The following is a 23,048-nucleotide window of genomic DNA, read 5'->3' as shown; positions in this document are numbered from 1 at the left end:
CCCGCTCCCTAGGCTGGTCATGACCAAATTTGATTTTACTCATTACATTGGAGGTGTGCCGTGCTGATGGTGAAACCGGAGACCCCGGATACCCGGTTCTCCCGCGGGCTCGCCTTCGCACTCACCTCGGCACTGACCTTCGCACTCTCCGGACCCTTCGCCCGCGCTCTGATGGACGCCGGCTGGTCCCCCACCGCCGCCGTCATCGCCCGGCTGGCCGGCGGCGCGATCGCCCTGGCCGCCGTCACCACCGTCGTGCGCCCGCAGTGGATCACCGAGGCCCGCCGGCACGCCGGCACCGTCGTGCTCTACGGCGCCATCCCGATCGCGGGCGCCCAGCTGTGCTACTACAACGCCGTCGCCCACCTGTCGGTCGGCGTGGCCCTGCTGCTCGAGTACACCGCACCGGTCCTGGTGGTCGGTTGGATCTGGGCCACCACCCGCCGGCGTCCCGGCACCGCGACCCTGGCCGGGATGCTACTGGCGATCGCGGGAATCACGTTGGTGCTCAACATCTTCGGCGACGGACCGGCCCGCGTGAACACCGTCGGCGTGCTGTGGGCGACGGGGGCGGCCATCTGCGCGGCCTGCTACTTCATGATGAGTGCCTCCGCCACCAGCACCGTGACCCGCACCGGGGAGACCCTGCACCCGCTGACCCTGGCCACCGGCGGCCTGCTCGTCGGCGGCGCCGTGGTCACCGCGCTCGGCATCACCGGCATCCTGCCGCTGGCGTTCAGCACCGCCGACGTCACCGTCGCCGGGTTCACCGCACCGTGGTTCGTCGCGGTCCTGGTGCTCGGCCTGTTCAGCACCGCGATCGCCTACACCCTGGGCATCGCCGGGGTGGCGCGGCTGCGCCCCGGCTTCGCCTCGCTGGTCGGACTCTCCGAGGTGCTCTTCGCGGTGCTGTGGGCCCGGGTGCTGATCGGCGAGGCCATGACGGCCGTCCAGGCACTCGGCGCGGCGGTGGTGCTGGCGGGCCTGATCCTGGCCCGGCCTCGGTAGCATTTCCGGCGTGCGCACCCTGACTGCCCTGGCCGCCACCGGCCTGCTGGCCCCCGTGATCCTCCACACACCGGCACCGGCCGCCCACGCCGACGACTGCCCGGACATCGAGGTCGTATTCGCCCGCGGCACCACCGAGCCCCTCGGGCTGGGCCGGGTGGGCGCCGCCTTCGTCAATGACCTGCGGGCCCGCGTCGGCGACCGCACCGTCGGCACCTACGGCGTGAACTACCCGGCCACCTACGACTTCCGGACCGCGGCCGACGGCGCCAACGACATGAGCTCGCACGTGCAGTACATGATGGCCAACTGCCCCAACACGCGGCTGGTGCTCGGCGGTTTCTCCCAGGGTGCGGCGGTGGTCGACGTCATCGCCGAGCTGCCGGTCCCGGCGGCGGGCTTCACGCTCCCGTTGCCGGCCAGCGCCCCGGACCACGTCGCGGCCATCGCGCTCTTCGGCAACCCCAGCGCCAAGGCGGGCCTGCCGTTGACCATCAGCCCCACCTGGGGCGTCCGGTCCATCGACCTGTGCCTGCCCGACGACGCCGTCTGCGACACCCTGGGCACCAACGTCGCGGTGCACAGCACCTACCCCGAGTCGGGCCAGACCGCCATGGCCGCCGATTTCGTGGCAGCCCGGGTCTGAATTAGGTTGGCTAGATGATTGTCGCCCGCATGCTGGCCGCCGCGGCCGTCGCCGTGGCCGTCCCGGTCGTACCGCTCGCGGCCCCCGCCGACGCCGCACCGTGCCCCGACGTGGAACTGGTCTTCGCCCGCGGCACCAGTGAGGGCCCCGGCATCGGCCGGGTGGGCCAGGCCCTGGTCGACACCCTGCGCCCGCAGCTCGGAAACCGCACGCTCGGGGTCTATCCGGTCAACTACCCGGCCACCTACGACTTCCTGACGGCGGCCGACGGCGCCACCGACGCCACCAACCACATCGCCGCGATGGCGACCGACTGCCCGAACACCCGCATCGTCCTCGGCGGCTACTCGCAGGGCGCCGCGGTGGTCGACATGCTGGTCGGGGTGCCCCCGCTGGGCAACCGGATCGGCGAGGTCGGCTCCGCCCCGCCCCTGCCGGGCAGCCTCGCCGGCAATGTCGCGGCCGTCGCGGTGTTCGGCAACCCGGCCACCAAGTTCGGGAACCCGGTGACCGCAGGCAGTTTGGGCAGCCGGTCGATCGACATGTGTTCCGACGGTGACCCGATCTGTTCACGCGGCCGTAATCCGTTCGCCCACACCAGCTATGAGTCCGGGCCCATGCCCGGCCAGGCCGCCGGATTCATCGCGGGGCTCGTCTAGCCGGCCTTCGCTACTATGTCGGGCATGGGATCAGCCCGGTGGAAAACCCTTGCAGCAGGTCTTGTCGCCGCATTCCTTCTCCCCATCGTCCCGGCCCCCGTCGCGAGCGCGGCACCGTGCCCCGACGTCGAGTTGGTCTTCGCCCGGGGGCGGAACGAAGCGCCGGGCGCCGGCCAGATCGGCGAGGCACTCGTCCGCGCGCTACGCACCAAGACCGGGAAGAACATCGGGCTGTACGCGGTGAAGTACCCCGCCAACACCGAGGTCGACCTGGGTGCCAACGATATGAGCGCACACGTGCAGTACATGATGGACAACTGCCCCAACACCCGGCTCGTGCTCGGCGGCTACTCGCTGGGCGCGGCCGTCACCGATGTGGTTCTGGCCGTGCCGCTCTCGTTCTTCACCTTCAAGCGACCCCTGCCGGACGGGGCGGCGGACCACATCGCCGCGGTCGCGCTGTTCGGCAACGGGATCCAGTGGGTCGGACCCATCAGCTCGTTCAGCCCGGTCTACAAGGAACGCACCATCGAGCTGTGCCACGGTGACGACCCGATCTGCAACCCCACCGATCCGCAGAACTGGCAGGACTACTGGCCCGACCACCTGGCACCGGCCTACATCTCGGCCGGAATGGTCAACCAGGCGGCTGATTTCGTGGCCGGACGGATCTAGCACCACGCCGAAACGTACGTTTGGGCGTCAAAGTGCAAGTGGGTCGCGCCAGAACGTCGATCTCGGCACCCGCGGTTCAGCGCTTCCGGAGGTCCCGGGTGACCAGGATGCGCGCCGATAGCTCGTCATCCGGCGGATAGTCCACCCCGATCAGGGTCAGCCCCCGAGCGGGTGCCGCGGCGAAATCGCTGGACCGGTGATCGGCCCCGAGCAGCCCGGCGATCCAGGCCGGCTCCCGGCGCCCCTGCCCGACGACGAGCAGGGCACCGACCAGGGAGCGAACCATGTTCCAGCAGAACGCATCCGCCGTCACGTGCGCAGTCACCTGATCGCCGTCCCGCACCCACTCCAGCCGCTGCAGATCGCGGATCGTCGTGGCACCGGCACGGTGCCGGCAGAACGCGGCAAAATCGTTGAGCCCCAGCAGTTCCTCTGACGCCGCGGCCATCGCGGGCACATCCAGTGCGCGCGGCCAGGCCGTCACGAACCGCGCCTGCTGCGGATCCACTCCGTGTGGAGCCGTCGACAGCCGGTACTCGTAGTGCCGGCGCAGCGCCGAGAATCGGGCATCGAATCCCGCTGGGGCGCGGCCGATCTCCCGGACCCGGACATCGGGCGGCAGGAATCTCGCGAGCCGGCGGACCAATGGGACGAATTCAGGTTCACCGGCCGGACGCCGAGTGCGCGGGTAGGCGTGGACCAGCGCTTCGGCCGGGACGTCGACGTGTGCGACCTGTCCACTGGCGTGCACCCCGGCGTCGGTGCGCCCGGCCGCACGAACCAGCACCGGTACCCGAAAAACCGTGGATAGTGTCTCGTCCAGCGTCCCGGCCACCGTGCGCTGACCCGCCTGCGCCGCCCAGCCGGCGAATTCGGTTCCGTCGTAGGAGATGTCGAGCCGCAGGCGGACAGAAGCGACATGCCCGCCACCGGAATCGATGGCGGGCATGTCGGTCGAGCTGTCGTTGCTACTTATCGGCGCCGGCTTCGTCGGCTTCGGCCTCGGCGGTCTCGGCGACCGTCTCTTCGGCCGGGGCCTCGTCGACCGGAGCCTCTTCGACCGGCGCCGACGCGGCGGCGGCCTCGGTGGCCTTGGCGTGCTTGGCAGCGGCGCGGCGAGCACGGTCGGCCTCACTGGTCACGGTCTTCTCCCGGACCAGTTCGATGACCGCCATCGGGGCGTTGTCGCCCTTGCGGTTCTCGACCTTGATGATCCGGGTGTAGCCACCGTTGCGATCGGCGTAGAACGGCGCGATCTCGGCGAACAGCGCATGCACGACGTCCTTGTCGCGGATCTTCTTCATCACCTCGCGCCGATTGTGCAGCGCACCCTTCTTGGCGTGGGTGATGAGCTTCTCCGCGTACGGCCGCAACGCCCGCGCCTTCGGCTCGGTGGTGGTGATCCGGCCGTGCTCGAACAGCGACGTGGCCAGGTTGGCCAGCAACGCCTTCTGGTGCGAGGACGACCCGCCGAGGCGAGGACCCTTGGTGGGCTTGGGCATTGACTATCTCCTATCGGGGCCGGCCCCCGTATCAGGTAGGGCCGGGACGGACGTTTGTTTGCATGTGCCCGGTTCCTCAGCGGCCGCTGCACGGCCGCATCGTCGCCGGACGCTGTTAGAGCTGTTCGGTTTCGGCGTAGTCCTGGGTGTCGTCCAGGTCGTAGCCGCCGGCGTCGGCCGTCCAGGTGCCGGTGGCCACGTCGTAGCCGGCGACCTCGGACGGATCGAAGCTGGCCGGGCTGTCCTTGAGCGACAGACCCAGCTGGTGCAGCTTGATCTTCACCTCGTCGATGGACTTCTGGCCGAAGTTGCGGATGTCCAGCAGATCGGACTCCGTGCGGGCGACCAGCTCGCCCACGGTGTGCACACCCTCACGCTTGAGGCAGTTGTACGACCGCACCGTCAGATCGAGGTCGTCGATCGGCAGCGCGAATGCCGCGATGTGGTCGGCCTCGGCCGGCGACGGGCCGATCTCGATGCCTTCGGCCTGCTCGTTGAGTTCCCGTGCCAGACCGAACAATTCGACCAGGGTCTTGCCGGCCGACGCCAGGGCGTCGCGCGGGCTGATCGAGTTCTTGGTCTCGACGTCGAGGATCAGCTTGTCGAAGTCGGTGCGCTGCTCGACACGGGTGGCCTCCACCTTGTAGGTCACCTTGAGCACCGGCGAGTAGATGGAATCGACCGGGATACGGCCGATCTCGGCGCCGGAGGCCTTGTTCTGCACGGCCGGGACGTACCCGCGGCCGCGCTCGACGACGAGCTCGACCTCGAGCTTGCCCTTGTCGTTCAGCGTGGCGATGTGCATGTCGGGGTTGTGCACGGTGACACCGGCCGGCGGGACGATGTCACCCGCGGTGACCTCACCCGGGCCCTGCTTGCGCAGGTACATGGTGACCGGCTCGTCCTCCTCGGAGGAGACGACCAGACCCTTGAGGTTCAGGATCATGTCGGTGACGTCTTCCTTGACGCCCGGCACGGTGGTGAACTCGTGCAGCACACCGTCGATGCGGATGCTGGTGACCGCTGCGCCCGGGATGGACGACAGCAGCGTACGGCGCAGCGAATTGCCCAGCGTGTAACCGAATCCCGGCTCGAGCGGTTCGATGACGAACTGCGACCGGTTCGGAGCCAGGGACTCTTCACTCAGGGTGGGGCGCTGAGAGATCAGCATGGTGTTTTCATTTCTCCTTCTCGGCACCCGCTATTTGATGCCGGTTGGGGTTACTTCCTATTACTTGGAGTAGAGCTCGACGATCAGCTGCTCCTGCAGCGGCACCTGGATCTGTGCCCGCTCGGGCAACTGGTGCACGAGGATGCGCTGACGCTCGCCGACGACCTGCAGCCAGGACGGGATCGGCCGATCGCCGGCGGTCTCCCGGGCGATGATGAACGGATCGGTGTTGAGCGACTTGTCCTTGACGTCGACGATGTCGTACTGCGCCACCCGGTAGCTGGGGATGTTGACCTTCACGCCGTTGACGGTGAAGTGCCCGTGGCTGACCAGCTGACGGGCCATCCGGCGGGTGCGCGCCAGGCCGGCGCGGTACACCACGTTGTCCAGGCGGCTCTCCAGGATCTGCAGCAGGTTCTCGCCGGTCTTGCCGGGCTTGCGCACGGCCTCCTCGTAGTACTTGCGGAACTGCTTCTCCAGCACGCCGTAGGTGAAGCGGGCCTTCTGCTTCTCATGCAGCTGCTGGCGGTATTCGCTCTCCTTGATCCGCGCACGGCCGTGCTGGCCGGGCGGGTAGGGACGCTTCTCGAACGACTGATCGCCCCCGACGAGGTCGACGCCGAGACGACGCGACTTGCGCGTCATGGGTCCGGTATAACGAGCCATTTCTGTTTCTCCCTAGACCTAGACCCGGCGCCGCTTGGGCGGCCGGCAGCCGTTGTGCGGCTGCGGAGTGACATCGGAAATCGCGCCCACCTCGAGGCCGGCGGCCTGCAGCGAGCGGATGGCGGTCTCGCGGCCCGAACCCGGGCCCTTGACGAACACGTCGACCTTCTTGACGCCGTGCTCCTGCGCCTTGCGGGCGGCGTTCTCGGCGGCCAGCTGCGCGGCGAACGGGGTCGACTTGCGCGAACCCTTGAAGCCGACGTGACCCGACGACGCCCAGGCGATGACGTTGCCCTGGGGATCGGTGATCGAGACGATCGTGTTGTTGAACGTGCTCTTGATGTGGGCGGCGCCGTGCGGGACGTTCTTCTTTTCCCGGCGGCGGGTCTTGGCCGCGCCCTTCTTGGCGCCCGCGGCGCCCTTCTTACCTGGAGCCATATTCGGTTACCTGGCCTTCTTCTTGCCGGCGATGGTGCGCTTCGGCCCCTTGCGGGTGCGCGCGTTGGTCTTGGTCCGCTGGCCGCGCACCGGCAGACCGCGGCGGTGCCGCAGACCCTGGTAGCAGCCGATCTCGATCTTGCGGCGGATATCGGCCTGCACCTCGCGGCGCAGATCGCCCTCCACCTTGAGGTTGCCCTCGATGTAGTCGCGCAGCTGGGTCAGCTGATCGTCGGTCAGGTCCTTGGTGCGCAGATCCCGGTCGATGCCGGTGGCCGCCAGGATCTCCTGGGAGCGGGTACGGCCGATGCCGTAGATGTAGGTCAGGGCGATCTCCATGCGCTTGTCGCGCGGAAGGTCGACGCCCACTAGACGTGCCACAGTGGTGTGTTTCTTTCTCTATGCGGAGGTCTTTTCCCAGTCCGTTCCCCTCACGGGGTCCGGCCTCCGTGCCGGACGTGGTCAGGCGGCGTATCCGCCTGGTGGAACTGGGAGGTCTGCATTCAGTTGTGGGTGGTGCTGTGTCAGCCTTGCCGCTGCTTGTGGCGGGGATCGGAGCAGATCACCATGACCCGCCCGTGCCGGCGGATCACCCTGCACTTGTCGCAGATCGGCTTGACGCTCGGGTTCACCTTCACGGCTGGTCGATCCTGTTCTCGTAGTCGGTACTGGTCGGGCGGGTTACTTGTAGCGGTACACGATGCGGCCCCGGGAGAGGTCGTAGGGAGATAGCTCCACCACGACGCGGTCCTCGGGCAGGATGCGGATGTAGTGCTGCCGCATCTTGCCGCTGATGTGCGCGAGCACCTTGTGTCCGTTCTCCAGCTCAATGCGGAACATCGCATTGGGCAGGGGTTCGACCACGCGGCCCTCGACCTCGATGGCACCGTCTTTCTTGGCCATACTTCTCGGCGATCCTGTCGTTCGGTTTCGTGTCTTGTCTGTTGCGCCCGTCGCACGGCGCAACCCCGAATCCGACTACACAACGTGGGAAACCAGAACAGACATTCCAGGAAGCACACAAAGAAGCCGGCGCGGCGGCCGCACCGTTGGTCCATGTTACTCGCTGATCGGCGTACCCCAAAATCCGCGGTGACGGCCGACAACCCGCATAATCGAAGCGATGACTGGAGCCGATCACCAGCCGAGAAAACCCATCCTCCTGACCGTCGACGACGACCCCGCGGTGTCCCGCGCCGTCGCCCGCGACCTGCGTCGCCGCTACGGCAACGACTACCGGATCGTACGGGCCGAATCCGGCCCCGATGCGCTCGAGACCCTCAACGAGCTCGAGCTGCGCGGCGAGACCGTCGCGGTGTTCGTCGCCGACTACCGGATGCCGCAGATGAGTGGCATCGAGTTCCTCGAGGAGGCGATGGGCCTCTACCCCATGGCCCGGCGGGTGCTGCTGACCGCCTACGCCGACACGCACGCCGCGATCGACGCCATCAACGTCGTCGACCTGGACCACTACCTGCTCAAACCGTGGGACCCGCCCGAGGAGAAGCTCTACCCCGTCATCGACGGGCTGCTCGAGGCCTGGCGCGCCACCGGTGAGCGCGCCATCCCGCACACCAAGGTCATCGGACACCCGTGGAACGCCCGCTCGGCGCAGGTCCGGGAGTTCCTGTCGCGCAACCGGCTGCACTACACCTGGTTCCGCGCCGACGAGCCCAAGGGCGCGCGCCTGCTGGAGGCGGCGGGCCTGGACGGCCGGACCCTGCCGGTGGTGATCACCGAACAGGGCGAGACCCTGATCGACCCGCCCGACGCCGACCTGGCGGCCACCCTGGGCCTGACCACCACCCCGGCCGGCGACTTCTACGACCTGGTGGTGATCGGCGGCGGCCCGGCCGGTCTGGCGGCGGCGGTCTACGGCGCCTCCGAGGGCCTCGACACCGTGCTGATCGAACGCACCGCCACCGGTGGTCAGGCCGGTCAGAGTTCCCGGATCGAGAATTACCTGGGCTTTCCCGACGGGCTGTCGGGCGCCCAGCTGGCCGAGCGGGCCCGGCGACAGGCGGAGAAATTCTCCGCCGAGGTGATCACGGCCGCCGAAGTGGTGGGCCTGCGGGTCGACGGCAACGCGCGCACCGTGTTGCTGTCCGACGGGCGGTCGATCGCGGCGCGGGCCGTCATCCTGGCCATGGGGGTCGAGTACCGCGAGCTCGAGGCCGCCGGCTGCACCGATCTGACCGGAGCGGGTATCTACTACGGCGCCAGCACGTCGGTGGCGGCGGACTGCGATGGCGAATCCGTCTACGTCATCGGTGGTGCCAACTCGGCGGGCCAGGCCGCGATGAACCTGTCCCGGTACGCCAAGGAGGTCACCATCGTCAGCCGGCGGACGCTGGAGGACTCGATGTCGCACTACCTGATCCAGCAGATCAGGGCCACCGGCAACATCACCGAGCTGCCCCACACCGTCGTGCACGCGGCTACCGGCGACGGTCATCTCGAGGGCATCGGCCTGCAGAACGTCCGCACGGGCGAATGCGAGGAGGTCCCGTGCGGCCGGATGTTCATCTTCATCGGGGCCGAACCGCGCACCGACTGGCTGGACGGCGTCGTCGCGCGTGACGACCACGGGTTCGTCCTCGCGGGACCCGATCTGCGGGATGTCGTCGGGTGGACGCTGGATCGCGCGCCGCACCACCTGGAAACAAGTGTGCCGGGAGTGTTTGTTGCAGGGGACGTGCGTGCCGAATCCGCCAAACGGGTGGCGGCCGCCGTCGGCGAGGGATCGATGGCGGTGATGTTCGTGCACCGACATCTGGCCGAAGCGTAGAAGGGCCCGGCCGGGGCCGGGGAAGGACTGGGAAGGACCACATGGGCGAGACATGTCTGCCGTCGGAACTGCGGACCCTGTTCCTGTTCGAGGATCTGTCCGAGGAACAGCTGGACAAGCTGTGCGCCCACGGTCACATCGCGCAGTTCGAGCCGGGACCCATCGTCGCCGAGGGTGACCCGGCCACCTGTTTCTACGTGCTGATCGACGGCGAGGTGGTGATGTCCAAGCGTTCCGGCGGCGCGGACATCGAAACCACCCGGACCTCGCAGCGGGGCGTGTACTGCGGCGCGTGGAGCGCGTTCGTCGACGGCGTGCCGCAGCTCTACGAGTCCTCCGTACGGGTGACCGTGCCGTCGCGGTTCTTCGTGCTCGACGCCGCCGAGTTCGGCAAGTTCGTCCGCAGCGAGTTCCCGATGGCCGTCCACCTGCTCGACGGGCTCAAGGTCGGCGGCCTGCGGCAGCGCAGGATCATCGACCAGCGCGAGAAGCTGCTGGCGCTGGGCACCATCACCGCCGGGCTGACCCACCAGCTGAACAACCCGGCGGCGGCCAACGCGCGCGCGGTGGCCGATCTGCGCGAGGGCGTGGGCAAGATGCGGCACAAGCTGGCAATGCTGGCCGACGGCAAGTTCAGTCCCGAGGCGCTGCGCACGCTGGTCGGGATCCAGGAGGAGGTGGCCGAACAGGTCGCCAAGTCCCCGCAACCCGAACTGACGGCGCTGGAGGCCTCCGACCGGGAGGAGCAGATCGGCGAATGGCTCGAGGACCACGGCATCGTGGGCGCCTGGGACTACGCGCCGACGTTCGTCGAGGCCGGTTTGGACGTGGACTGGCTGGAACGGGTGGACTCATCGATCGACGGCCTCGAGGGCGATGCGTGCACGGCCTCGTTGCAGGGCGCCGTCGGCTGGCTGAAATACACCATCGACGCCGAGTTGATGATGAACCAGATCGCCGAAGCGAGCCAACGCATTTCGGCCCTGCTGGCCGGCACCAAGCAATACTCGCAGATGGACCGCGCGCCGTACCAGAGCGCGAACCTGCGCGACCTGCTCAAGAGCACCCTGATGATGTTCGGCGACCGGGTGGGCCCCGACAAGCCGATCAAGAAGGTCTGGGAGTACGACGCCAACATTCCCGAATTGCTCTGTTACCCAGGCGATCTCAATCAGGTGTGGACCAATATCATCGAGAACGCGGTCCAGGCCATCCAGTCCCGGGACGGTACCGGCACGCTCAGCATCCGGTCCAGCCTGCTGGGTGGACGCGACGACACGGACCAGTCGATGGTGTGCGTCGAGATCGGTGACGACGGGCCGGGTATCCCGCCGGACGTCGTCGACCGGATCTTCACCCCGTTCTTCACCACCAAACCGTTCGGGCAGGGCACCGGGCTCGGTCTGGACCTGGCGTGGCGCATCGTCGTCGAGAAGCACGGTGGTGAGCTGCGCGTCGAATCACGGCCCGGCGATACGCGTTTCACGATTCTGCTGCCGGTGCGGGCACCCGGGCCGCAAACCCCGACGGAGGAGATCAGGTGACCGACACCGAAGGTGAGCACTCAAGCCCGACCTGGGCCGGTTCGGCGTGTGGACCGGCGGCCCGGTTCCGCCGGAGCAGGCCAGCGCGATCGAAGGCCTGGGGTACGGCGCCCTCTGGGTCGGCGGTTCGCCGGCCGCCAGGCTCGAGTTCGCCGAGCCGATCCTGGCCGCGACCGAGCACCTGCAACTGGCCACCGGGATCGTCAACATCTGGACCGCGCCGGCCGGCGAGGTCGCCGAGTCCTACCATCGGATCGAAAAGGCTTATCCCGGAAGGTTTCTGCTGGGGATCGGTGTCGGCCACCCCGAACACACCGAGCAGTACACCAAGCCGTACGACGCCCTGGTCGCCTATCTGGATGCGCTCGACGCCGCCCTGGTCCCCACCAGCCGGCGGGTGATCGCGGCGCTGGGCCCACGGGTGCTGGAGCTCGCACGGGACCGCAGCGCCGGCGCGCATCCGTACCTGACCACCCCGGAGCACACGGCCCAGGCCCGCGAGCTCATCGGCAACACCGTGTTCCTGGCGCCCGAACACAAGGTGGTGCTCACCCGGGATGCGGCGCAGGCGCGCGAATCCGGCCGCAAGACGGTCGACTTCTATCTCGACCTGAGCAATTACGTGAACAACTGGCGGCGACTGGGTTTCACCGCCGATGACGTCGCGCGTCCCGGTAGCGACAAGCTGATCGACGCCCTGGTGGCACACGGCACGCCGGAGATGATCGCCGCCCGGCTCCATGAGCATCTCGATGCCGGCGCGGACCACGTCGCGATCCAGGTGCTGGGATCACGGCGCGATCTGGTGCCCACCCTGACAGAGCTGGCCGGACCGCTGGGGCTGACTCAGGGCCAGCCCGGCGTGGGCAACAGCACGTAGGTCACGTTGCCCTTGACCACCACGTCGTTGGCCGGATCGTTCAGGTTGAGATTCGTGTAATCGGTGTGCAGCCAGAACATCCCCCACTGGGAGGTGGAGATGTTATCGGGATGCCAGTCGCACCAGCCGTCCCATTTCCGGCAGGTGTCGACGACGCGGTACCGGGTGTCCGCGGGAATCCCCAACCCGTCCTGGACGCGGTAGTCGAACATCGCGCTGCGGCCCGAGTAGGCGTACGCGGAACTGCGGTTCTCGGGTGAGGCCAGCGTGATGAAACTCAGTTCGGCCGGACTGGGCGCGGTCGGATCGGACCCGTACTTGCGCAGCCACGACGTGATGATGACCGCGCCGAACGAGTGGCCCATCGCAATCTTCGGGCCGGGGGTGGCGCGGATCCAGGCGTCGAGTTTGGACACTCCGTCATCGATGCTCCACCGTCCGAACAGTGGACCCAGGAAGTCTCCGACCGCGAAGTAATAGATCGGGTCGCACTTGTTCGGCGAGGCGCAGACGCTGCCGTTCAGCTGTTTCATGACGGCGGTCGGTGACCCGAGCACCCCGGCGATGACGGCGACGCGCGCACCGGACCCCGCGCCGTAGTCGATCGTCGCGGCGGCGGTCGCAGTGTTTGTTGTTGCCGCCGGAGCGACCTCGACCGGGGCGGCGGGCTCGGCGACCTTGGGCGCCTCGACAAGGGTGGGCGCCTCGACATCCTTGGGTGCCTCGACCACCTTGGCGACGTCGGCGACCTTGACGATGTCGGCGACCTTGGCCGATCGGATGACCTTGACCTCGGGCGGGTCCACCGACTCGGGGACGTCGACCGAGTCGGAGACCTCCGTCGCCGGCACGGGCTCGTCCGCCACCTCTCGGGCGTTCTTGGGCACAGCCTCATCCTCGACAGCGGCAGTGCCGCGGGAATCCGCGGAGTCAGCGGCGTCTTCGGCGTTGTCGGATTCCGCGGTGGTGTCGGATTCCCGCGAAATCGACTGCCCCGAACCGGCACTCGGCGGCGCGGCCGCGGCCGCGGCGGGCGCACTCTGGCCCGCGCCGTCCGCTGCGGTATCGGACTCCGCCGCCGCGGTTGCGCAGCCGACGAGGGCGGCCGTACCGACGCCCGCGGCGACGATCCCGGCGCGAAACCACAGCTGATGGCGGTGGAGCCGGTCCCGGCCGGCGAATGAGTTCGTCACGATGATCCCCCCGGATCTCTCTGATCCCCCGACCAGATGACGCTCAAATCGTACGCGCGATCTGACCGCCGTATCGGGAAACGTGACATCTGCTGCCACAACTGACGGTTGCACTGGTATCCGCGAATTTACTAGGATGTCCAAGTAATTCGGATCACTGCACGCCGAGAGGCTCCCTCATGACCACACAAATCCCCCACTTCATCGACGGCCGCCGCAGCAACCTCGCGTCGACCCGCACCGCCGACGTTCTGAACCCCAGCACCGGAAACGTCCAGGCCCAGGTACTGCTCGCGTCGGCCGCCGACGTGGACACCGCGGTGGCCTCGGCGGTCGCGGCGCAGAAGGAATGGGCGGCATGGAATCCGCAGCGCCGGTCCCGGGTCCTGATGAAGTTCATCGAGCTGGTCAATGCCAACGCCGACGAACTGGCCGAGCTGCTCTCGCTGGAGCACGGCAAGACCGTCGCCGACTCCCTCGGCGACATCCAACGCGGCATCGAGGTCATCGAGTTCGCCGTCGGCGTCCCGCACCTGATGAAGGGTGAGTTCACCGAGGGCGCCGGCAGCGGCATCGACGTGTACTCGATCCGCCAGCCGCTGGGCGTGGTCGCCGGCATCACCCCCTTCAATTTCCCGGCGATGATCCCGCTGTGGAAGGCCGGCCCGGCGCTGGCATGCGGAAACGCGTTGATCCTCAAGCCCTCCGAGCGGGACCCCTCGGTGCCGCTGCGGCTGGCCGAGCTGTTCATCGAGGCCGGCCTGCCGCCGGGCGTGCTGCAGGTGGTGCAGGGCGACAAGGAAGCCGTCGACGCGATCCTGGAACACCCCGACATCAAGGCGGTCGGCTTCGTCGGCAGCTCCGACATCGCCCAGTACATCTACTCCGGCGCCGCGGCGCACGGTAAGCGCGCCCAGTGCTTCGGCGGCGCCAAGAACCACATGATCGTGATGCCCGACGCCGACCTCGAGCAGGCCGTCGATGCACTGATCGGCGCCGGCTACGGCAGCGCCGGCGAACGCTGCATGGCCATCAGCGTCGCGGTGCCGGTGGGCGAAGAAACGGCAAACCGGTTGCGCGCCAGGCTGGTCGAGCGGATCAGCCAACTGCGGGTGGGTCACAGCCTGGACCCGAAGGCCGACTACGGCCCGCTGGTCACCGGCGCCGCCCTGGCCCGGGTCAAGGACTACATCAACCAGGGCGTGGAGGCCGGCGCCGACCTCGTGGTCGACGGTCGCGAACGAGGTTCGGACGAGCTGAGCTTCGATGACGCGGATCTCTCCAAGGGCTTCTTCCTCGGCCCCACCCTGTTCGATCACGTCACCTCCGACATGAGCATCTACACCGACGAGATCTTCGGGCCGGTGCTGTGCATCGTGCGTGCCGCTGACTACGAAGAAGCACTGCGGCTGCCGTCCGAGCACGAGTACGGCAACGGCGTGGCGGTGTTCACCCGCGACGGCGACACCGCTCGCGACTTCGTGTCCCGGGTCCAGGTCGGCATGGTGGGCGTCAACGTGCCGATCCCGGTTCCGGTGTCCTACCACAGCTTCGGCGGCTGGAAGCGGTCCGGATTCGGCGACCTCAACCAGTACGGCACGGCGTCGATCCAGTTCTACACCAAGGTCAAGACCGTCACCGAGCGCTGGCCGTCGGGCATCAAGGATGGCGCCGAATTCGTCATCCCCACCATGAAGTGAGCTGAAACAGGCCATGTTCGAGATGGATGACGACGAGCGGGTGATCGCCGAGACGGCGGCCGCGTTCGCCGCCAAACGCCTTGCACCGCAGGCGCTCGAGTGGGATGAGGCCAAACACTTCCCCATCGACGTCCTGCGGGAGGCCGCCCAGCTGGGCATGGCGGCGATCTACTGCGACGAGGCCACCGGTGGCAGCGGCCTGCGCCGCCTGGACGCGGTGCGGATCTTCGAGCAGCTTGCGTACGCGGATCCGGCGGTCGCGTCGTTCATCTCGATCCACAACATGTGCGCGTGGATGATCGACAGCTACGGCACCCCCGCGCAGCGCGAACGCTGGGTGCCACAGCTGGCCGGAATGGACGCGATCGCCAGCTACTGCCTGACCGAACCGGGCGCCGGCTCGGACGCCGCGGCACTGCGCACCAGAGCGGTCCGCGACGGCTCCGACTACGTCCTGGACGGCGTCAAGCAGTTCATCTCCGGTGCGGGCGCCTCCGACCTGTACGTGGTGATGGCCCGCACCGGCGCCGAGGGCCCGAAGGGGATTTCGGCGTTCGTCGTCGAAAAGGACACTCCGGGAGTGAGTTTCGGCCCCAACGAGCTGAAGATGGGCTGGAACGCGCAGCCCACCGCGCAGGTGATCTTCGAGCAGGCGCGGGTGCCCGCCGATGCGCTGCTGGGCGGTCCGCAGGGCGAGGGCACGGGGTTCGGTATCGCGATGAACGGGCTCAACGGCGGCCGGATCAACATCGCCGCGTGTTCGCTGGGTGGAGCGCAGGCCGCCTACGACAAGGCGGCCGCCTATGTGCGTGACCGGGAGGCCTTCGGCGGCGCCCTGATCGACGAGCCCACCATCCGGTTCACGCTGGCCGACATGGCGACCGCGCTGGAGACATCGCGAATCATGTTGTGGCGGGCCGCGTGTGCGCTCGACGCCGGCGCACCCGACAAGGTCGAACTGTGCGCGATGGCCAAGCGTTACGTCACCGACGCGTGCTACGAGGTGGCCGATCAGGCGCTTCAGTTGCACGGCGGCTACGGCTATCTGAAGGAGTACGGGCTGGAGAAGATCGTCCGGGATCTGCGGGTGCACCGCATCCTGGAGGGCTCCAACGAAATCATGCGCGTGGTCATCGGCCGCGCGGAAGCCGCCCGCGCGCGGGCCTCGGCGTAACAGGAGAAGGGACATCATGACTTCCACGATTGCGTTCCTCGGACTGGGCAACATGGGCGGCCCGATGGCCGCCAACCTGGTGGCCGCCGGACACACCGTGCACGGATTCGATCCGGTGCCGGCCGCCGTCGCGGCCGCAATCGAAAAGGGTGCAACGGTTTTCGGCACCGGCGCGGAAGCCGTCGCCGATGCCGACACCGTTATCACCATGCTGCCCAATGGCGATCTGGTGAAGCGCTGCTACGCCGAGATCCTGCCCGCCGCCAAGCCGGGCACCTTGTTCATCGACAGCTCGACCATCTCGGTCGACGACGCGCGCGAGGTGAATCGACTGGCTGCCGACCACGGTTTCGCCCAGCTGGACGCGCCGGTCTCTGGCGGGGTCAAGGGCGCGGTCGCGGGCACGCTGGCGTTCATGGTGGGCGGCGACGAGGGCGATGTCGAGCGGGCCCGCGCGGTCCTGGAACCGATGGCCGGCAAGGTCGTGCACTGCGGCGCCGCCGGGGCCGGGCAGGCCGCCAAGCTCTGCAACAACATGGTGCTGGCCGTCCAGCAGATCGCCGTCGGGGAGGCGTTCGTGCTCGCCGAGAAGCTCGGCCTGCCGGCCCAGTCGTTGTTCGACGTGATCACCGGCGCCACCGGGAACTGCTGGGCGGTGCACACGAATTGTCCGGTGCCAGGCCCGGTTCCGACGTCACCGGCCAACAACGAGTTCAAACCGGGCTTCGCCACCGCCCTGATGAACAAGGACCTCGGCCTGGCGATGGCGGCGGTGGAGTCGACGGGATCGTCGGCCCCGCTGGGCACTCACGCCGCCGAGATCTACGCGGCGTTCGCATCCGACGACACCCACGCCGGGCTGGACTTCAGCGCGATCATCACCACGCTGCGGAAGTGAACGGGTCGACGGGACCGGTGTTCGGGCCCGTGGCGCTCACCGACTGCCGGGCATGGCGGCGATCGACGCGCACCGCGACCAGGATCGGCACCAGCAGCACCGTCAGCGCGAGCGCCGAACCGCAGCCGGCCACGCCGACCGCCAGCCACCGCCGGTCCGCCACCAATCGATCACACTCCGCGGCGTAATCGGTCAGCACGAACTGCTCGCCGACCAGCAGGTGCTGTTGCCGGTTGAGAACATCCTCGTGGCGCGCCACCGCCGGATCCCCGTGCCAGCCGGTACCGCAGGCGATGGGCTCGCCACGGCGGTCGGCCATGTGCAGGGCGAGCGGAATCGACAGTGCCACCAGCGCCCCAGGACGGCCGCCAGCCCCGCGAGTGCGGCGAACCAGCGCATCAGCAGCAAGGGCACCCCTCCCCTCATCCGGGAAGAGATGCTAATGGCCGGGAATTCGATATCGCGGGCAGTTCACCGCATCGGTATCAGGGTGTTATCTCAGAAGTCGCCGGCGCTCCGGCGCAGGGTTTCGATGGCGGCCACCAGCGCCCTGGACTCCGGTTCGGACATCCCGATCCGGGCGAACACCTTGTCGTTGAGCGTCACCGTGGCGTCCTCGACGGTCGAGCGTCCCAACTCGGTGATCTCCACCAGCGTGGTACGCCCATCGGTTGGATGGGGCAGCCGCCGCACCAGGCCACTGCCCTCCAACCGGCGGATGGCATGCGTCACGCTGGTGACGTGCACCTGGAGCCGGTCGGAGGCCGTGGTGATGGGCAGCGCACCGCTGCGGCTGAAGGCCAGCAACCGCAACAGCTCGAACCGCGAGAAACTCAGATCGTAGGGCCGCAACGCGGATTCGACACGGGCCAAAAGGATCTGGTGCGCCCGCATCACCGAGGTGACGGCCACCATTCCGTCGGCCACATCCCCCCAGCCGGCCCGCTCCCAGTTGGCGCGGGCCTGCCTGATCGGGTCTGGCTTATCGGTCGACCCTGCGCTCACGCCTCACAGATTACGTTGCAGCAGAACATCTCCGGTATCGGCCGCCACAACCTGGACCGCCGCGATCTCGTCGATCGGCATGGACGTGCTCCCGCTGGTCTGCGCCGTCTCGCCCGACCGCGCCTTCCACGTCCCCAGCTGGACGTGGCTGCCGTCGCGGCCGATGGCCACCATGGCCAGCCTGTCCGCATCCGAACCACCGTCCGAGTCGCTGTGGTCGCCCTCCGAATAGGTGCACGTCATGTCGATGTTGGTGCCCCAGTCGTGCCGGGTCATCGTGAACGACGCGGCGAACTCGGAATCGCCGACGGGATCCATGGCCATGGCCGTGACGGTGGTGCGCGGGACCAGGGTCGGGTCGAGGACACCCGGGCGGGTGGCCACGAACACCCCGATGGCCAGGACGACGGCGGCGACGGCCATGGCCGTGACCGCCATCCACCGGGTGCGCAGGCGGCGCTGGTTCACCTTCGCCAGCAGTTCGGCCAGCAGTCCCGGGCGCAGCGGGGGCACGTCCGAGACCGTGGCCCCGGCCTCGCTGCGGTCCTGCTCGAGCTCGTCGTCGACCAGCGCCAGCAGGGCCGGCACGCCACTGAGATCGGCGACCGCCGACCGGCAGCGGACACATTCGGCCAGATGGGTCTCGTATTCCCGGCGCTCGCTGCTCGACAGGGCGCCCAGGACGTAGGAGGCGTCCCACATCTCGTAGGCATCGATCGTCATCGGGTCACCCCCATCTCCTGCAGCATCAGGCGCAGCGCACGAACGGCGTAGTGCAGCCGCGACTTCACCGTCCCCTCCGCAATCCCCAGATCGTCGGCGATCTGCGCAGTTGACCATCCCAGATAGTAGGCGCGCCGGATCACGGCGTGATGATCCGCGGACAGCTGGGCCAGCGCGTCGCCGAGCAGCAGGCGATCCAGCGCCGTGTTGACCTCGTCGGTGCGGGTCTGGTCCGGTTCGTCGGGCAGCTCACTGCGCCCGAACTCCCGGCGGAACCGCGGGCTGCGCCGCTCGTCAATGATCATGTTGCGCGCCACGGTGAACAGCCACGCCCGAGCGGGCCGGTCGCCGTCGTTGGTGACCTCGGGGTGTTGCCAGGCGCGCACCAGGGTCTCCTGCACGACATCCTCGGCCCGGGCCCGGTCACCGGTCAGCCGGACGGCGTAGCGCCATAATGCGGCGGCATGTTCGTCGTAAAGCACCTGCATCAACGTGCTCTCGGCGTGGTTCGAATCCTGCATCTGGGCCTCCGCCGGGGATACGAGCCGGGTGGCCGATGGGTTCACACTGGCAGGGTCAGTATGCGCGGTCCGTCGTCGGTTGCGGCCACCGTGTGTTCCCAGTGTGCGGCACGGGAGCCGTCGGTGGTGACCACGGTCCATTCGTCGTCGAGAACCCGGGTCCGCACGGTGCCCAGTGTGAGCATCGGTTCGATCGCGAGCACCGAGCCGACGGCCAGCACCGGGCCGCGCCCGGGTGCGCCCTCATTGGCCAGGAAGGGCTCCATGTGCATCTCGCGGCCGATCCCGTGTCCGCCATAACCCTCGACGATGCCGAACTTGCGGCCGTGGCGCTGCTCGGCGGCGCGGGTGCCCAGTTCGATGGCGTGCGAGACGTCGGTGAGCCGGTTGCCGGGCACCATGGCGGCGATCCCGGCCTCCATTGACTCACGGGTTGCGCAGGACAGTATTTCGTCGGCGGGGATCAGGTCGCCGATCCCGAATGTGACGGCCGAATCGCCGTGCCAGCCGTCGACGATGGCGCCACAGTCGATGGAGACCAGGTCGCCGAACGCCAGGACCTCGTCGGCCGACGGGATGCCGTGCACCACGCGGTCGTTGACCGAGGAGCAGATCGAGGCCGGGTAGCCGTGATAGCCCAGGAAGGACGGGGTGCCACCGCCGTCGCGGATGACGGCCTCGGCGACCTCGTCGAGCTGCTGCGTAGAGACCCCGGGGGCGGCCGCGTCACGCACGGCCTGCAGGGCCCGCGCAACCAGCGCACCCGCGACGGCCATTGCGTCGAGTTCGCCCGGAGTGCGCTGGGCAACCACCTTGCGGTTGCGCCGACCGGGCAGCGACACCATGGGCCGGCTAGCGGCCGAGCGCGCGCAGGGCGCGCGCGAAGACCTCGTCGACGGACCCGACGGCTTCGACGGTCTGCAGCTGGTCGGCGTAGTAGTCCAGGAGCGGCGCGGTCTCGCCCTGATAGACCTTCATCCGGTTGCGGATGACGTCCTCGGTGTCGTCGGCGCGGCCGCGGCCCTTGAGGCGCTCGACGAGTTCATCCTCGGGGACGCGGAACTCGACCACAGCGTCCAGCTTCACGCCGCGCCGGGCCAGCATGTCGTCGAGCGCCTTGGCCTGCTCCACCGAGCGGGGGAACCCGTCGAGGATGAACCCCGCGGCCGCGTCCGGCTGGTCGAGCCGGTCGTCGACCAGGGCGTTGGTGAGCGTGGCGGGAACCAGATCGCCGGCGTCGAGGTATTTCTTGGCCTGCACGCCGAGCTCGGTACCGGTGCTGATGTTGTGCCGGAAGAGGTCCCCGGTCGAGATCTGCGGGACCCCGAGCTTCTCGGCCAACTGCACCGCCTGGGTGCCCTTGCCTGCGCCGGGCGGTCCGAGCAAAACGATTCTCACCTGAGGAACCCTTCGTAGTTGCGCTGCATCAGCTGGCTCTCGATCTGCTTCACGGTGTCCAGACCGACACCGATCATGATCAGCACGGCCGTGCCGCCGAAGGGCAGGTTCTGCACGCCCCCGCTGTTGCCCATCTCCAGGAACAGGTTCGGTAGCACCGCGATCACGCCGAGGTAGATCGACCCGGGCAGCGTAATACGGCTCAGGACGTAGCGCAGATAATCCGCGGTGGGCTTGCCCGGCCGGATGCCGGGGATGAACCCGCCGAACTTCTTCATCTCATCGGCACGCTCGTCGGGGTTGAACGTGATGGAGACGTAGAAGTAGGTGAAGAAGATGATCATCCCGAAGTAGATCGCGATGTACGTCGGATCGGCCGGGTTGGTCAGGTGCGCGGCGACGAACTTCTCCCACCAGCCGTTGCCGGGCTCGGTCTTGCCCATCTGGACCAACTGCGTGATCACGTGCGGGATGGTCAGCAGCGACAGCGCGAAAATGACCGGGATGACGCCGGCCTGGTTGACCTTCAGCGGCAGGTACGTGGAGGTGCCGCCGTACATCTTGCGGCCCACCATGCGCTTGGCGTACTGCACCGGGATGCGGCGCTGGCCCTGCTCGACGAACACCACGCCGATGATGATGAGCAGGGCGGCCAGCAGGACCAGGCTGAAGATCATGCCGCCGCGGCTGTCCAGGATGGACTTGCCCTCGGACGGGATGCGGGCGGCGATGCCGGCGAAGATCAGCAGCGACATACCGTTGCCGATGCCACGCTCGGTGATCAGCTCGCCCATCCACATCACCAGCGCCGCACCGGCCGTCATGACCAGGACGATCACGACCAGGGAGAAGATGCTGCTGTCCTGCAGGATGTCCAGGGAGCAGTTCTTGAGCAGCACACCGTTGGCGGCCATCGCGACGATGCCGGTGGCCTGCAGCATCGCCAGCGCGATCGACAGGTACCGGGTGTACTGCGTCATCTTGGCCTGGCCGGCCTGGCCTTCTTTGCGGAGCTGCTCGAAGCGCGGGATGACCACGCCGAGGAGCTGCACGATGATGCTGGCCGTGATGTAGGGCATGATGCCGACCGCGAACACGGCCAGCTGCAGCAGTGCGCCGCCGGAGAGCAGGTTGATCAGGCCGTAGAACTGGCCGGAGTCGCTGCCCATCACCTGCTGGATGCACTGGTTGACGTTGTGGTAGTTCACGCCCGGCGACGGCAGCGTGGCGCCCGCGCGGTAGAGGACGACGAGGCCCAGCGTGAAAAGGATCTTGCGCCTGAGATCGGGTGTCCGCAGCGATGAGATGAAAGCCGAGAGCACTCTTCCTCCTGCGCGACCGAACGCCGACCGCGACGTGTGTTTTGCGTGGTTGTCGCGCGCACACCGGACGGTGCCGACCGCGCGCCGAAATCAGTCTACGAGACTAACAGTTGAGCCCATCCTGGCCCGCATCCAGATTCCCGCGTATGATTAGATTAGCTCATTTAATAACTCCCCCGAGACTCTTTCTAGGAGACGCATGCCCCGCACCGAGAACGACACCTGGGATCTGGCCTCCAGCGTCGGGGCCACCGCCACGATGGTCGCCGCCGCGCGCGCCGTGGCGAGCCGGGCCACCAGCCCGGTGATCGACGACCCCTTCGCCGAACCCCTGGTCCGCGCGGTCGGCGTCGACTTCTTCACCCGGCTGGCCTCCGGCGACCTGGCGCTGACCGATCTGGACCCCGAGGCCACCGGCGGAGTGGGCAATATGAGCCGCTTCGCCGACGGCATGGCCGCCCGGACCCGGTACTTCGACGCCTTCTTCGAGGCGGCCAACACGGCGGGCATCCGGCAGGCCGTGATCCTGGCCTCCGGCCTCGACGCCCGCGCCTACCGGCTGGACTGGCCCGCCGACATGGTGGTCTTCGAGATCGACCAGCCGCAGGTGCTCGAGTTCAAGGCCGAGACGCTCGCCGAGATGGGCGCCACCGCCACGGCGGAGCGGCGCGCCGTCGCGGTGGACCTGCGCGACGACTGGGCGACCGCACTGACCACCGCGGGCTTCGACCCCGACCGTCCCGCCGCGTGGATCGCCGAGGGGCTGCTGGGCTACCTGCCCCCCGAGGCCCAGGACCGGCTGCTGGACACCATCACCGAACTGAGCGCGCCGGGCAGCCGGATCGCCGTCGAGGGCGTCGTGGCCCCCCGCGACGTCGACGACGAGGAGATCCGCGCGCAGATGCAGGCCGTCACCGACCACTGGCGCACCCACGGCTACGACCTGGATTTCGCCGAACTGGTCTACACCGGTGAGCGCGCCGAGGTGGCGCCCTATCTACGGACCCTGGGCTGGACCCCCACCGCAGTGTCCGGACATCAGCTACTGGTGGACCACGGTCTGCTGACGCAGGATGACTCGGCATCGAATTTCGCCGACGTGCACTACGTCAGCGCCGAGAAGCTCTGAGCGGCGGA

Annotated in this window: 27 protein-coding genes; 11 read left to right on the top strand and 16 right to left on the bottom strand. The window is 68.2% G+C overall.

From position 1 onward, the window contains the following. Nucleotides 1-66: 66 nt before the first annotated feature. The 4 genes from U0R18_RS13570 to U0R18_RS13555 are packed head-to-tail and all read left to right on the top strand — an operon-like array spanning nucleotide 67 to nucleotide 2,988. The gene (locus U0R18_RS13570) at nucleotides 67-1,008 is read left to right on the top strand and encodes an EamA family transporter (RefSeq protein WP_526369532.1); all 942 of its coding nucleotides are present in this window, start codon (nucleotides 67-69) and stop codon (nucleotides 1,006-1,008) included. A gap of 1 nt (nucleotide 1,009) precedes the next feature. Then, nucleotides 1,010-1,654, top strand: coding sequence for a cutinase family protein (locus tag U0R18_RS13565; protein ID WP_526369530.1), 645 nt, complete (start codon nucleotides 1,010-1,012; stop codon nucleotides 1,652-1,654). Nucleotides 1,655-1,668: 14 nt separating this feature from the next. After that, nucleotides 1,669-2,313 (top strand): cutinase family protein, encoded by a 645-nt coding sequence (locus U0R18_RS13560; protein ID WP_526369107.1) that lies wholly within the window; start codon nucleotides 1,669-1,671, stop codon nucleotides 2,311-2,313. A gap of 24 nt (nucleotides 2,314-2,337) precedes the next feature. After that, nucleotides 2,338-2,988, top strand: coding sequence for a cutinase family protein (locus U0R18_RS13555; protein ID WP_526369105.1), 651 nt, complete (start codon nucleotides 2,338-2,340; stop codon nucleotides 2,986-2,988). Nucleotides 2,989-3,064: 76 nt separating this feature from the next. Here U0R18_RS13555 and truA read toward each other — a convergent pair whose 3' ends face one another. The 8 genes from truA to infA form a co-directional block, all read right to left on the bottom strand. Further along, nucleotides 3,065-3,937 (bottom strand): tRNA pseudouridine(38-40) synthase TruA, encoded by an 873-nt coding sequence (gene truA / locus U0R18_RS13550; protein ID WP_526369103.1) that lies wholly within the window; start codon nucleotides 3,935-3,937, stop codon nucleotides 3,065-3,067. Between the two features lie 19 nt (nucleotides 3,938-3,956). Continuing rightward, complete coding sequence (gene rplQ / locus U0R18_RS13545; protein WP_526369101.1) at nucleotides 3,957-4,490, bottom strand: 50S ribosomal protein L17; 534 nt, start codon at nucleotides 4,488-4,490, stop codon at nucleotides 3,957-3,959. A 115-nt stretch (nucleotides 4,491-4,605) separates the two neighbouring features. After that, nucleotides 4,606-5,661: a DNA-directed RNA polymerase subunit alpha gene (locus tag U0R18_RS13540; RefSeq protein ID WP_526369099.1), complete on the bottom strand. Its 1,056-nt coding sequence runs from the start codon at nucleotides 5,659-5,661 to the stop codon at nucleotides 4,606-4,608. A gap of 60 nt (nucleotides 5,662-5,721) precedes the next feature. Continuing rightward, nucleotides 5,722-6,327, bottom strand: coding sequence for a 30S ribosomal protein S4 (gene rpsD, locus U0R18_RS13535; protein ID WP_526369097.1), 606 nt, complete (start codon nucleotides 6,325-6,327; stop codon nucleotides 5,722-5,724). Between the two features lie 18 nt (nucleotides 6,328-6,345). Further along, entirely contained in the window at nucleotides 6,346-6,765 is a 420-nt protein-coding gene (gene rpsK, locus U0R18_RS13530; RefSeq protein ID WP_526369095.1) for a 30S ribosomal protein S11, read from the bottom strand. A 6-nt stretch (nucleotides 6,766-6,771) separates the two neighbouring features. Further along, complete coding sequence (gene rpsM / locus U0R18_RS13525; protein ID WP_068252661.1) at nucleotides 6,772-7,146, bottom strand: 30S ribosomal protein S13; 375 nt, start codon at nucleotides 7,144-7,146, stop codon at nucleotides 6,772-6,774. A 143-nt stretch (nucleotides 7,147-7,289) separates the two neighbouring features. Beyond that, nucleotides 7,290-7,403: a 50S ribosomal protein L36 gene (gene rpmJ, locus U0R18_RS13520; protein WP_003879483.1), complete on the bottom strand. Its 114-nt coding sequence runs from the start codon at nucleotides 7,401-7,403 to the stop codon at nucleotides 7,290-7,292. Nucleotides 7,404-7,446: 43 nt separating this feature from the next. Continuing rightward, a complete protein-coding gene (infA, locus tag U0R18_RS13515; RefSeq protein ID WP_003418601.1) occupies nucleotides 7,447-7,668 on the bottom strand; it encodes a translation initiation factor IF-1 in 222 nt (73 codons plus the stop codon). A gap of 220 nt (nucleotides 7,669-7,888) precedes the next feature. Between infA and U0R18_RS13510 the strand changes: the two genes are divergently transcribed. Genes U0R18_RS13510 through U0R18_RS13500 form a run of 3 tightly spaced genes read left to right on the top strand, consistent with a single transcriptional unit; the run spans nucleotide 7,889 to nucleotide 11,977 of the window. Next, the gene (locus U0R18_RS13510; RefSeq protein WP_526369092.1) at nucleotides 7,889-9,553 is read left to right on the top strand and encodes an NAD(P)/FAD-dependent oxidoreductase; all 1,665 of its coding nucleotides are present in this window, start codon (nucleotides 7,889-7,891) and stop codon (nucleotides 9,551-9,553) included. Nucleotides 9,554-9,594: 41 nt separating this feature from the next. After that, entirely contained in the window at nucleotides 9,595-11,097 is a 1,503-nt protein-coding gene (locus U0R18_RS13505; protein ID WP_526369090.1) for an ATP-binding protein, read from the top strand. 46 nt (nucleotides 11,098-11,143) lie between these two features. Further along, complete coding sequence (locus U0R18_RS13500; RefSeq protein ID WP_526369088.1) at nucleotides 11,144-11,977, top strand: LLM class F420-dependent oxidoreductase; 834 nt, start codon at nucleotides 11,144-11,146, stop codon at nucleotides 11,975-11,977. Here U0R18_RS13500 and U0R18_RS13495 read toward each other — a convergent pair. Then, nucleotides 11,944-13,170 (bottom strand): PE-PPE domain-containing protein, encoded by a 1,227-nt coding sequence (locus tag U0R18_RS13495; RefSeq protein WP_526369086.1) that lies wholly within the window; start codon nucleotides 13,168-13,170, stop codon nucleotides 11,944-11,946. The two genes, U0R18_RS13500 and U0R18_RS13495, sit on opposite strands and share 34 nt — an antisense overlap. 179 nt (nucleotides 13,171-13,349) lie before the next feature. Here U0R18_RS13495 and U0R18_RS13490 point away from each other — a divergent pair, with 179 nt between their 5' ends. The 3 genes from U0R18_RS13490 to mmsB are packed head-to-tail and all read left to right on the top strand — an operon-like array spanning nucleotide 13,350 to nucleotide 16,942. Next, a complete protein-coding gene (locus U0R18_RS13490; RefSeq protein ID WP_526369084.1) occupies nucleotides 13,350-14,870 on the top strand; it encodes a CoA-acylating methylmalonate-semialdehyde dehydrogenase in 1,521 nt (506 codons plus the stop codon). Nucleotides 14,871-14,883: 13 nt separating this feature from the next. Further along, a complete protein-coding gene (locus tag U0R18_RS13485; protein WP_526369082.1) occupies nucleotides 14,884-16,044 on the top strand; it encodes an acyl-CoA dehydrogenase family protein in 1,161 nt (386 codons plus the stop codon). Nucleotides 16,045-16,060: 16 nt separating this feature from the next. Next, on the top strand, nucleotides 16,061-16,942 hold the full coding sequence (gene mmsB / locus U0R18_RS13480; protein WP_526369080.1) for a 3-hydroxyisobutyrate dehydrogenase: 882 nt from the start codon (nucleotides 16,061-16,063) through the stop codon (nucleotides 16,940-16,942). Here mmsB and U0R18_RS13475 read toward each other — a convergent pair. From U0R18_RS13475 to secY, 7 genes are all read right to left on the bottom strand, one after another. Next, entirely contained in the window at nucleotides 16,923-17,291 is a 369-nt protein-coding gene (locus tag U0R18_RS13475) for a hypothetical protein (protein ID WP_526369078.1), read from the bottom strand. The two genes, mmsB and U0R18_RS13475, sit on opposite strands and share 20 nt — an antisense overlap. A 149-nt stretch (nucleotides 17,292-17,440) precedes the next feature. Further along, nucleotides 17,441-17,947 carry a MarR family transcriptional regulator gene (locus U0R18_RS13470; protein WP_526369076.1) on the bottom strand — a complete coding sequence of 169 codons (507 nt, stop codon included), beginning with the start codon at nucleotides 17,945-17,947 and terminating at the stop codon, nucleotides 17,441-17,443. 3 nt (nucleotides 17,948-17,950) lie between these two features. Beyond that, nucleotides 17,951-18,670 (bottom strand): anti-sigma factor family protein, encoded by a 720-nt coding sequence (locus U0R18_RS13465; protein WP_526369074.1) that lies wholly within the window; start codon nucleotides 18,668-18,670, stop codon nucleotides 17,951-17,953. After that, complete coding sequence (locus U0R18_RS13460) at nucleotides 18,667-19,191, bottom strand: RNA polymerase sigma factor (protein ID WP_526369072.1); 525 nt, start codon at nucleotides 19,189-19,191, stop codon at nucleotides 18,667-18,669. Before U0R18_RS13460 ends, U0R18_RS13465 begins: the two co-directional genes overlap by 4 nt. Nucleotides 19,192-19,232: 41 nt before the next feature. Continuing rightward, nucleotides 19,233-20,036, bottom strand: coding sequence for a type I methionyl aminopeptidase (gene map, locus U0R18_RS13455; RefSeq protein WP_526369070.1), 804 nt, complete (start codon nucleotides 20,034-20,036; stop codon nucleotides 19,233-19,235). Between the two features lie 7 nt (nucleotides 20,037-20,043). Beyond that, nucleotides 20,044-20,589, bottom strand: coding sequence for an adenylate kinase (locus U0R18_RS13450; protein WP_526369068.1), 546 nt, complete (start codon nucleotides 20,587-20,589; stop codon nucleotides 20,044-20,046). Beyond that, the gene (secY, locus tag U0R18_RS13445; RefSeq protein ID WP_526369066.1) at nucleotides 20,586-21,911 is read right to left on the bottom strand and encodes a preprotein translocase subunit SecY; all 1,326 of its coding nucleotides are present in this window, start codon (nucleotides 21,909-21,911) and stop codon (nucleotides 20,586-20,588) included. The genes U0R18_RS13450 and secY overlap by 4 nt, the downstream gene beginning before the upstream one ends. 199 nt (nucleotides 21,912-22,110) lie before the next feature. On the opposite strand from secY, the gene U0R18_RS13440 reads away from it, so the two are divergent. Then, a complete protein-coding gene (locus tag U0R18_RS13440; RefSeq protein ID WP_526369064.1) occupies nucleotides 22,111-23,040 on the top strand; it encodes an SAM-dependent methyltransferase in 930 nt (309 codons plus the stop codon). The last annotated feature ends 8 nt before the right edge of the window (nucleotides 23,041-23,048 follow it).

Origin of the sequence: Mycobacterium sp. (genome assembly GCF_046330795.1) — a bacterium.
Lineage (GTDB): Bacteria > Actinomycetota > Actinomycetes > Mycobacteriales > Mycobacteriaceae > Mycobacterium.
The sequence above is the reverse complement of the archived record's forward strand: the minus strand, read 5'-3'. Positions and strand labels throughout refer to the sequence as shown.